The 11,309-nt window shown below is 37.4% G+C and carries 8 protein-coding genes and 1 pseudogene; all 9 read left to right on the top strand.

The annotated features are described in order from the left end of the window. Window positions 1–35 precede the first annotated feature (35 nt). The 9 genes and pseudogenes from APF76_02830 to APF76_02790 all read left to right on the top strand — a co-directional run bounded on the left by APF76_02830 (window position 36) and on the right by APF76_02790 (window position 11,309). A complete protein-coding gene (locus tag APF76_02830; GenBank protein KUO49263.1) occupies window positions 36–1,325 on the top strand; it encodes an N-ethylammeline chlorohydrolase in 1,290 nt (429 codons plus the stop codon). 726 nt (window positions 1,326–2,051) lie between these two features. Next, window positions 2,052–3,374, top strand: coding sequence for a uracil permease (locus tag APF76_02825; protein ID KUO49262.1), 1,323 nt, complete (start codon window positions 2,052–2,054; stop codon window positions 3,372–3,374). 417 nt (window positions 3,375–3,791) lie between these two features. Beyond that, a complete protein-coding gene (locus tag APF76_02820; protein ID KUO49228.1) occupies window positions 3,792–4,517 on the top strand; it encodes a hypothetical protein in 726 nt (241 codons plus the stop codon). A gap of 142 nt (window positions 4,518–4,659) precedes the next feature. Continuing rightward, window positions 4,660–6,000, top strand: coding sequence for a uracil permease (locus APF76_02815; protein KUO49227.1), 1,341 nt, complete (start codon window positions 4,660–4,662; stop codon window positions 5,998–6,000). 112 nt (window positions 6,001–6,112) lie between these two features. Continuing rightward, on the top strand, window positions 6,113–7,357 hold the full coding sequence (locus APF76_02810) for a peptidase M20 (GenBank protein ID KUO49261.1): 1,245 nt from the start codon (window positions 6,113–6,115) through the stop codon (window positions 7,355–7,357). Window positions 7,358–7,379: 22 nt separating this feature from the next. After that, on the top strand, window positions 7,380–8,363 hold the full coding sequence (locus tag APF76_02805) for an ornithine carbamoyltransferase (protein ID KUO49226.1): 984 nt from the start codon (window positions 7,380–7,382) through the stop codon (window positions 8,361–8,363). A 115-nt stretch (window positions 8,364–8,478) separates the two neighbouring features. Beyond that, window positions 8,479–9,735: a threonine synthase gene (locus APF76_02800; GenBank protein ID KUO49225.1), complete on the top strand. Its 1,257-nt coding sequence runs from the start codon at window positions 8,479–8,481 to the stop codon at window positions 9,733–9,735. Window positions 9,736–9,768: 33 nt separating this feature from the next. Then, window positions 9,769–10,707 (top strand): carbamate kinase, encoded by a 939-nt coding sequence (locus tag APF76_02795; protein KUO49224.1) that lies wholly within the window; start codon window positions 9,769–9,771, stop codon window positions 10,705–10,707. A gap of 100 nt (window positions 10,708–10,807) precedes the next feature. Then, window positions 10,808–11,309, top strand: a pseudogene (locus tag APF76_02790).

Raw genomic sequence — 11,309 nt, 5'->3', positions numbered from 1 at the left:
TGAAGATACTTTTCAAAGGACCTACTATAGTAACGATGAATCCACAAGAGGCCGTTTTTCAAGGCAATGTATTAGTTGACAACAATCGTATTGCATATATAGGAAATGAAGAGCCACATGCTGATAGAGTAATTTATGGAGAAGGAAAGTTGTTGATACCAGGACTTATACAGACTCATGTTCATCTTTCTCAAACCCTATTTCGGAGTCAGGCAGATGATCTTGAACTATTAGACTGGTTAAAAAAGCGAATCTGGCCACTTGAGGGTGCTCATGATGCAGAAAGCTTATATCAATCTGCTCTTCTAGGAATATCAGAGTTACTACTAGGAGGTACTACTTCTCTTGTTGATATGCAGACTGTTCATCATACTGATGCTGCTGTTCATGCAATTGCTGAAAGTGGTATCAGGGCAACCACAGGAAAGGTTATGATGGACCATGGTGATGATGTTCCTGGTACATTAATACAGTCAACTAATGATGCTATTCAGGAAAGTGTAGACTTACTTGAAAAATGGCACGGCAGGGAAAACGGCAGAATACAATATGCCTTTACTCCAAGATTTGTAGTATCTTGTACTGAAGAACTTCTGAAAGAAGTAGTCGCCTTAAGTGAAAAATATAGAGTTAGGGTGCATACCCATGCTTCTGAAAATAAAGGGGAAATAGAAATTGTTGAGAGGGAAAGGGGTATGAGGAATGTCTTATATCTAGACCATATAGGTATGGCTGCTCCTAACCTGATATTAACTCACTGCATTTGGCTTAATGATGAAGAAATGGATGTTCTTGAGAAAAGGGATGTAAAGGTTGCCCATTGCCCAACTTGCAACATAAAATTATCCTCAGGAATAGCTCCTATACCAGAAATGTTAAAAAGGGGCATTACAGTCTCATTGGGTGCAGATGGCTCTCCTGCTAATAACAACCTAGATGTCTTTCAAGAAATGAAAATGGCTGCATTAATCCAAAAACCTCTCCATGGGCCAACAATAATGCCTGCCAAGGAAGTATTCAAAATGGCTACATTAGGTGGTGCTAGAGCTATGGGCTTAGAACAGGAGATTGGTTCCATTGAGGTAGGGAAGAAGGCTGATTTAGTAATGATTTCTTTGGATGAGCCTCACCTCAACCCTGTAGCCGGAGTTAATCCATATTCACTTCTTGTATATTCAGCCAGGGTATCTGATGTAAATCTATCAATGGTAGATGGTAAAATATTAATGGAAAATAGAGAGCTAAAGACTATAGATAAAGATAAGGTAGTTAAACAGAGCAATGAAATTCTTAAGAAGATAAAGAAAAGAGCAGGGATATCATAAAAGCAAAGATATTAAGATATCCACTATATGATATGACATAATGATATGAAAAAATAAATCAATGTAGGATTAACTGCGAATTCCAATGGATAAGCGCAGTTTTCTTTTTTCTATGGGCAACATTGGCTATGGAATATAGAATTTTATCAATATTCAAAAAAAGTTCTGTAAAATAGAAGGAATTTTTTGTTTTACATAGAATAGTATAAGAAAGAAAAATGTTAGACAATCTATCAATCTATCAATCTATCAATCTATCAATCTATCAATCTTGTGGCGTTAAAAATTGAATTACTTTCTTTTTGGGGATTATTAATGCGTAGACCTTGAGGTAGTTAAAAAGAAGAACAAATGATGGAATATTAAACCCCGGGGAAAAGTTAACTTCTGAGCCCGAGCTTGTAGAAATTCATGGAGTTAGTAGAGGTACTTTAAGAGAGGCTCTTACAAGTCTTTAAAAACAGCGGTGATTATCTCTAGAAAACATGGAAGAGGGCTTTTGTTAAGAGAAATCCGTCCAAAGTAGCAGTAGCAGCAGGAATAGAAAAATTAGAGAGTCTTGAGAGCTTGCGTCTTTCGTATGGGATACCAGTAATCTATTGCTATGATATAGTCCATGGAGTTCTTATTGATAAACAAAAATTACCTGAATTAATAGAATTATCAGAAATATGATAAGAAAGAAAAACACTTTAAGGGGGAAAGACAATGGAAAAAGAAGAAACCATGGTTGGTCAACCGACTACTACTGTAAAAGCAGTATATGATGTTGACGATAAGCCACCGCTAAAGGAAGCCGTTCCACTCGGTTTGCAGCATGTCTTAGCAATGTTTGCGGGAAACGTAACAGTACCAATAATCATTGCTGGTGTGCTTGGTCTTACCATAGGTGAAAGAGCATTTTTAATTCAATGTGCAATGCTTGTGGCTGGCCTTACAACTCTTGTGCAGGCAAATAAAATTGGACCTGTAGGTGCCAATCTACCAATTGTAATGGGTACTAGTTTCGGTTTTGTTCCTACATCAATTGCTATTGGTGGTGCTTATGGATTATCTGGAATCCTTGGAGCTGCATTTATAGGAGGTTTATTCCAGGCGGTATTAGGCTTCTTTTTGAAGACATTAAGAAAGTATTTTGTTCCTGTTGTAACTGGTACTGTATTATTAACAATTGGTTTATCACTAATGCCCACAGGTATTAATTACTTTGCAGGCGGTGTAGGTGCCGCAGATTTTGGCTCTTTTTCTAATCTATTTTTAGGATTTCTTGTTTTAGCAATAGTTATATTTTGTAATCAGTTTCTAAAGGGATTTGCTAGCATGTCGGCCATATTGATAGGAATAGTTGTTGGTTACTTAGTGGCTATACCAATGGGTAAGGTTAGCTTCGCAGCAGTAGGTGAAGCAGCATGGTTTTCAATTCCAACGCCCTTTGTGTATGGAATGACCTTCCATTGGTCAGCAATTGCAGCAATGTTAATTATGTTTATAGTAACCACAGTTGAAACAGTAGGAGATATATCTGGTATTACTGTAGGTGGTGCAGGTAGAGAAGCTACTGACAAAGAATTATCAGGCGGTATTATAGCAGATGGTTTATCAAGTAGTTTTGCCGCAATCTTTAATGCACTTCCAAACACTTCATATAGCCAAAACGTAGGGATTGTATCCTTTACAGGTGTTATGAGTCGCTGGGTTGTTACAATAGGTGCGTTTTTCTTGATAGCTGCAGCCCTTTTCCCGAAATTGGGAGCTTTAATAGCGGTAATGCCTCAAAGCGTACTTGGAGGAGCAGCTGTAATTATGTTTGCAATGATAGCAACTTCAGGTATTGTATTGATTACTAAGAGTGCACTTAACCGTAGAAATCTTCTTATCGTTGCAGTTTCTTTGGGATTAGGATTAGGATTAGGATCTGTACCTGATGCACTTCAGTTCTTTCCAGAGTCAGTTAAACTAATATTTGCCGGTTCAGGAATAGTAGTTGCTGCATTAGTTGCGTTATTCCTTAATATCATACTTCCAGAAGATACTGGTAGAAATGCTTAAAGTCCACAAAAAGTGAACTCGTCATCCCAATAAAGTATTATGGATAAAGGTAACTTGAATATTAGAAAAAAGAAACTGTGATTGTGCCTTCTTCATTCTGGCCAATCGCAGTTTCTTTTTTGTACTATCAGAAAGCATAAGTTCAAACAAGGTAGATAGTATTCTCAAAGACTAAGTCCTCAGCCTCCGTCTAAGGACTTGGCGCACCTTAATTGATAATAAATAATGGCAAAGTTAATAATAAAAATAGATTTTTTTTAATTTTTAAGAAGGAATCATTCATTCTATATAGAATATAGTAACTATAGAAAGTTGTTAGACAATCCATCAATCAATCAATAAAACAATAAGTCGATATGGCAATAAAACTGGGTTTCTTGCTTTAAAACAGAATTACTTTCCTTTGGGGGTTTGTTAATGCGTAGACCGTTATATCTTGAGGTAGCTGATGAGATAAAAAAAAGAATAGATGACGAGATATTTAAACCAGGGGAAAAGTTAACCTCTGAACCAGAACTTGCGGAAATTCTTGGGGTGAGTAGGGGTACCTTAAGAGAGGCTCTTACAAGTCTTGAAAACAGCGGTATTATCTCTAGAAAACACGGTAGAGGAGCTTTTGTTAATCAGAATCCGTCCAAAGTAGTAGCGGGAATAGAAAAATTAGTTCCTTTAACTAAATCAATACGGCAGTCAGGACATATTGCTGAGGATAAGGTTCTATCAGTTCATGAAACTGTACTGAACGAAGAGACAGCTAAAATGTTGAATCTGGATGAAGGTTCAGTGTGTTATGAAATTGAGAGCCTGCGTCTTTCAGATGGGATCCCAGTTATCTATTGCTTTGATATAGTTCCCGGCTTTGTCATTGATAATGACAAAGATTATTTGAAACTGAGATATAAATGTGAATCATTAGATGAATTCTTTGATAAATATACCAAGTATAAAACCAATAAATATATTTCTACTGTTAATGCAGTTTTACCTCCATCAAAGGTGTCACGTCTACTTGAAGTAAGAGGAAATATACCAATGATTTACCTTGAAGGTTTCATGTATGATGAACAAGGAATTCGCATAAATTATGGCTATCAGTATTATAGAGGGGATAAATATCAATTTAAGTTAGTTAGAAGTAAATAGAATCTATTAAAAGGATCAGAGTGGGTAAAATAATCATGGGTATTGGAAGATACAACTAGCCTTTAAAGATGTTATTTTATTGCAAAAGAATTGTCAGAGATGATGATGAACCATATTAAAACATATTAAGGAGGCAAAAGAAATGGAAAATGATGAAACAATGGTTGGTCAACCAACTACTACTGTAAAAGAAGTATACGGTGTGGATGACAAGCCACCACTAAAGGAAGCTATTCCACTAGGTTTACAGCATGTGTTAGCAATGTTTGCGGGAAACGTAACAGTACCAATAATCATTGCTGGTGTACTTGGTCTTACCATAGGTGAAAGAGCATTTTTGATCCAATGTGCAATGCTTGTGGCAGGTCTTACAACACTTGTACAGGCAAATAGAATTGGACCTGTAGGAGCGAATTTACCTATTGTTATGGGTACAAGCTTCGGTTTTGTTCCCACATCAATTGCTATTGGTGGTGCTTATGGATTATCTGGAATTCTTGGTGCTGCATTTATAGGAGGTTTATTTGAGGCAGTATTAGGTTTCTTTTTAAAGACATTAAGAAAGTATTTTGTTCCTGTTGTTACTGGTACTGTTCTATTAACAATTGGTTTATCTTTAATGCCTACAGGTATTAATTACTTTGCTGGTGGTGTAGGTGCCGCAGATTTTGGATCATTTTCCAATCTATTTTTAGGATTTCTTGTTTTAGCAATAGTTATATTTTGTAATCAGTATCTAAAGGGATTTGCTAGCATGTCAGCCATATTGATAGGAATAACTGTTGGTTATCTAGTGGCTATTCCAATGGGTAAGGTTAACTTTGCAGCAGTAAGTGAAGCAGCATGGTTTTCAGTTCCAACGCCCTTTGTGTATGGAATGACCTTCCATTGGCCTGCTATTGCAGCAATGCTAGTTATGTTTATAGTAACCACAGTTGAAACAGTAGGGGATATATCTGGTATTACTGTAGGTGGTGCCGGTAGAGAGGCAACTGACAAGGAATTATCAGGTGGTGTTATAGCTGATGGTTTAGCCAGTAGTTTTGCAGCAATCTTCAATGCACTTCCAAACACTTCATATAGCCAAAACGTAGGGATTGTATCCTTTACAGGTGTTATGAGTCGATATGTTGTTACTATAGGTGCGTTTTTCTTGATAGCTGCCGCTCTTTTTCCAAAACTAGGTGCTTTAATAGCGGTTATGCCTCAGAGTGTACTTGGGGGAGCAGCTATAATTATGTTTGCAATGATAGCTACTTCAGGCATTGTATTGATTACTAAGAGTGCACTTAACCGTAGAAATCTTCTTATTGTTGCAGTTTCTTTGGGATTAGGATTAGGGTTAGGATCTGTACCTGATGCACTTCAGTTTTTTCCAGAATCAATTAAGTTGATATTTGCTGGGTCTGGCATAGTGGTTGCTGCATTAGTTGCGTTATTCCTTAATATCATACTTCCAGAAGATAAAGGCAGGAATGCATAAGCTTATATAAGCATAAGAATTTGTTCTTAGGCAAAGCTTATATAGCTTTGCCTAAGTCAATTATAATAATACAACTAACAAATTACAAAGCAGGGGGATTGATTAAATGAACATAGACTTTCAAAAAATTATGGAAAAGGCTGATGAATATAAGCCCGAAATGTCGAGATTTCTAAGAGATTTAATCGCAATACCAGGTGAAAGCTGTAAAGAGGAACTAGTAATTAAGCGTATTGTTGAAGAAATGGAAAAGGTTGGTTTCGACAAGGTTGAAGTAGATCCCATGGGAAATGTTTTGGGATATATAGGCCATGGGAAACATGTAATTGCAATGGATGCTCATATTGATACTGTGGGTGTTGGAGATATAGCTAATTGGGAATATGATCCTTACGAAGGCTATGAGGATGATGAAATTATTCTCGGACGGGGTGCTTCTGACCAATTAGGTGGTATGGCTTCCATGGTTTATGCTGGTAAAATTATTAAAGATCTAAACTTGGAAGGTGACTACACATTAGTCGTTACTGGAACTGTACAGGAAGAAGACTGTGATGGTTTATGCTGGCAATATATTATTAATGAGGATAAATTGAAACCTGAATTTGTGGTGATCACAGAGCCTACCTCTCTTAATATCTACAGAGGGCATAGAGGTAGAATGGAGATAAAGGTTAGCACAAAAGGGATAAGTTGTCATGGTTCAGCTCCAGAAAGAGGGGACAATGCGATTTATAAGATGGCACCAATTATAACAGAGCTAAGAGCATTAAATGAAAACCTTTTGGATCATGATTTTTTAGGAAAAGGAACACTAGCCATATCAGAAATTTTCTTCAGTTCTCCATCTAGGTGTGCTGTTGCCGATAGTTGTACTATTTCTGTAGATAGAAGATTAACAGCCGGTGAAACTTATGAATATGCACTTCAACAAATTAGAAATCTACCTGCTACCAAAGCAGCAAATGCCCAAGTGGAAATGTATGATTATAAAAGAGAATCATATACCGATTTGGTATATCCAACAAAATCTTATTTTCCAACCTGGTTAATAGAGGAAGACCATCCTGCCACTAAAACTTTAGTGGAGAGTTTTGAAGGGTTATTTAATAGCAAGCCACTAGTTGATAAATGGACATTTTCAACAAACGCAGTATCAATTATGGGTAGATTTGGAATACCATCTATAGGGTTTGGTCCTGGTGCAGAAAAGGAAGCACATGCTCCCAATGAAAAAACCTGGAAGAGTGAGTTAGTTAAAGCTGCAGCAATGTATGCAGTTATCCCAACAATATATACTGACAAATATGCTGACGAAATGCCCGATAATACACAAAATCTTATTAACGATAAATAATTTAATAAAATGGAGGATTTAAATGAAAACACAATTTAGAGGTAAACACTTGATAACTTTACAAGAGTGGACAAAAGAAGAGATTGATACGTTGTTAGATGTGTCCTATGAAATGAAGAGAAATCATGCCATGGGGATACCAACTCCTTACCTTCAGTACAAAACCATGTTTCTAATGTTCTTTGAACAGTCAACAAGAACAAGAAATTCCATGGAAGCTGGTTTTGCACAGCTTGGTGGTCATGCTAATTATCTAGATACTAGCACAATGCAGATTTCTCATGGAGAAGTTGGCAAGGATACTGCTACTATCCTATCAAGCTATGGTGATGCTATTGCCTGCAGAAATTGTTTCTGGGAGGTGGGCAATAAATACTTAAGAGAGTTAGCTGCCCATTCTAGAGTGCCAATTATTAATATGCAGTGTGACTTATATCACCCATTACAAGGAATTGCAGACTTAATGACTATGCAGGAGAAAAAGAAGGATTTAAGGAAACTTAAAGTTTCAATTATTTGGGCTTATGCTAAGAGTCATAAGAAGCCCATTTCTGTTCCATTATCCCAGGCACTTCTTTTCCCAAGGTACGGAATGGATGTATGCTTAGCACATCCTGAAGGCTATCCACTTCCTGATTGGGTCATTGAACAAGCAAAAGAAAATGCAAGAAGACATGGTGGTTCATTTACAGTAACTAATAATGAAGCTGAAGCCTATAAGGATGCAGATATAGTTATACCTAAAAACTGGGGTAGTTGGGTTACAAATCAAAGTGATGCAGTAGTGGATGATCAATTAGAAGCTAACAAGAGCTGGATTTGTACTGAGGAAAAAATGGCAATGGCTAATGATGATGTTATTTATTTACATGCTTTACCTGCAGATAGAGGAAATGAAGTTGTTGATTCAGTTCTCGATGGTCCGCACTCAGTAGTGTTTGATGCAGCTGAGAATAGATTGCATACTTCCAAAGCAGTCATGGCACTAACAATGAATGGTCGCTAAAAAAGTTATAGGGTAAAATTTAGATAAAAGAGTAAAAATAGGGGGCATAAAAACTCCCCTATTTTTACCATTTGAAGATGTAGCATTATTAAATATTGAAAGTGGGTTAGCGGATATGAAAAATGTAAAGCATCTCCGTTGTGTTAAGTGTAATAAAACATTTACTGTGGAGCCAGGACTTTATACTTGTAAAGAATGTGGTCCCACAGGCATTCTAGATGTTGTTTATGATTATGACTATATTGCAAGCCGCCTTAATAAAAGAATCCTTTCGGAGAATAAAGAAAATAGCATGTGGAGATATGTGGAGCTTCTTCCCGTTGAACCAGATGGTCCGAGACCACCTTTGAGGGTCGGGTGGAGTCCATTATATCGAGTTCAAAGACTTGGGGAGCAATTCGGATTTTCTAACTTATATTTAAAGGATGATGGACTGAATCCAACGGCTAGTTTGAAAGACAGGGCGTCAGCTATCGCTGTAGCTAGGGCTTTAGAGGAAGGCTATGATACAGTTGCTTGTTCTTCGACGGGAAATGCAGCATCATCATTAGCTGGAAGTGCAGCTGCAGCAGGACTAAAAAGTGTAATATTTGTACCAGGCAGGGCTCCACAAGGTAAGGTTGCCCAGTTAAAGATCTTTGGAGCAATAGTGATTAGTGTTCAAGGGAGCTATCAAGAAACATTTGAGCTATCAGCCCATGCCATTGCAAAATATGGTTGGTATAATAGAAATGCAGCCATAAACCCATTCCTAGTGGAAGGGAAGAAGACCGTTTCTTTGGAAATTGCAGAACAATTAAACTGGGAAATGCCTGACTGGATAGCAATATCAGTTGGCGATGGATGTACAATAGCAGGTGTGTGGAAAGGTTTTAAGGATCTTCAGGAACTAGGATTCATTTCCAAGATACCCAAGATCATTTCGGTGCAGGCTGAAGGTTGCTATCCTATTAATAGGGCCTTTACCCTAGATAAAGGGTTTGAACCAATGGAGGAAAATACCATAGCGGATAGTATTGCAGTTGGCGTGCCCAGAAACCCTGAGAAGGCAGTATGTGCAATTAGAGGATCAAAAGGTATAGCAGTAAATGTTTCAGATGATGAAATACTTGAAGCTATGAGGAATATAGGCAACTTTGCAGGAGTATTTGGAGAACCAGCTGGGGTAACAGCCTTTGCAGGTGTTAAGAAAGCTGTAGCTAAAGGATTAGTTGACCCTAAGGAAACTATAGTGTGTTGTATTACAGGCAATGGATTGAAGGATGTTGCAAATGGCATAAAAGCAGCAGGTGAACCAATTAAGATTTCACCAAGCTTGGAGGACCTTGAAAAAGTGTTAACATCAGTTACTAATATAGGTACAGGTAAGTAAGGCATAACCGAACATCGTTGAGGAGGAATTGGTATGGGAAAAACTATTGTGGTTGCATTAGGTGGAAATGCCATATTACAGCCAACGCAAAAAGGAACATTTGAAGAGCAAATGATAAATGTAGAAAAAACGTGTCTCCATATTGTGAAATTGATTAAGGAAGGGTATAAAGTCATCATTACCCATGGAAATGGACCACAGGTGGGAAATATTCTAGTACAACATATGGAGGCCAGGAACAAAGTACCATCAATGCCTCTTTTTGTGTGTGGTGCAGAAAGTCAGGGTCTTTTAGGATACATGATTACGCAAACCATGACAAATATTCTCCGTAAAGAGGGGATAAACAAGCAGGTTTGTACGATTCTTACCCAGGTAATGGTTGATAAAAATGATCCTGCATTTGAAAACCCAACAAAACCTGTAGGAGCATTTGTATCTAAAGAAGAGGCAGAAGAGATAATGTCTCAGACTGAAGAAAAATGGATAGAGGATAGTGGTAGGGGTTGGAGAAAGGTGGTTTATTCTCCTAAACCTAAGAAGATTGTAGAGCTTGCAATCATCAAAGCGCTTGTTGACCAAGGAAATATTGTTATTGCTGGTGGTGGTGGCGGCATACCTGTTATTGAAGAAGATGGGGAATTAAAAGGTGTAGAAGCTGTAATTGATAAGGATAGTGCAGGAAGTCTTTTAGCCCAACAAATGGGTGCTGACCTGTTCATGGTACTTACTGATGTAGCCCAGGTAGCTATAAACTTCGGGAAACCAAATCAGAAGAACCTTGATATTGTCACAACAGATCAAGCAAGACAATATCTAAAAGAAGGGCAATTTGGAAGTGGCAGTATGGGCCCTAAGGTTGAAGCAGCTGTAGCTTTTGTTGAAAGAGGCGGTAGTTCAGTAATAGCTTCACTTGAAAAGCTTGGAGAAGCTGTTCAAGGTACTGCTGGAACAAGGTTTGTTAAAGAATAATATGACCAACTTTAACTAATTTACTAGTTACCTTTAGATATTAGTTAATTGTAAATAAGCATATAGAAAAAAATTATAAAATTTGATAGGAGAGATTTTGATGTCTAAACAAAAGATTCCTTTTGGTCCAACTTATGAAGAGATGCTTCACCCAGAAAAAATATCCCCAGAAATCAGAGAAAAAGCTTTAAAAGCTAAAGCAGAAAATGAACTGGACCCAATTAATCTCTTTAATATTAGCTGGAAAAACGAAAAAAATGAAGTTAATAAAATTGTACTTCCAAAAGAATTAACAGGTGTTGACGCTAATATAGTCGTTATGCTTGGGACTCCTTTTCCATCTGGTTCTCACAAAGTAGGACCAGCATATGCTACTTTAATGGAAGGATGTGTAGATGGGGATATTATTCCTGGTGAACACACAATATTGGGTCCTTCTACAGGAAACTTTGGGATTGGTGTTGCGTATATTTGTAACCTGATGGGTTATGAAGCAGTTGTAATCATGCCTGATAATATGAGTAAGGAAAGATACGAAAGAATCGAAAAATATGGTGCTAAGCTTGATTTAACACCTGGGACAGAGTCCGATGTTATTCTTA

The sequence above is a fragment of the Desulfitibacter sp. BRH_c19 genome (assembly GCA_001515945.1).
Classification (GTDB): Bacteria; Bacillota; DSM-16504; order Desulfitibacterales; family Desulfitibacteraceae; genus Desulfitibacter.
This window is presented reverse-complemented; position numbering and strand designations above follow the sequence as displayed.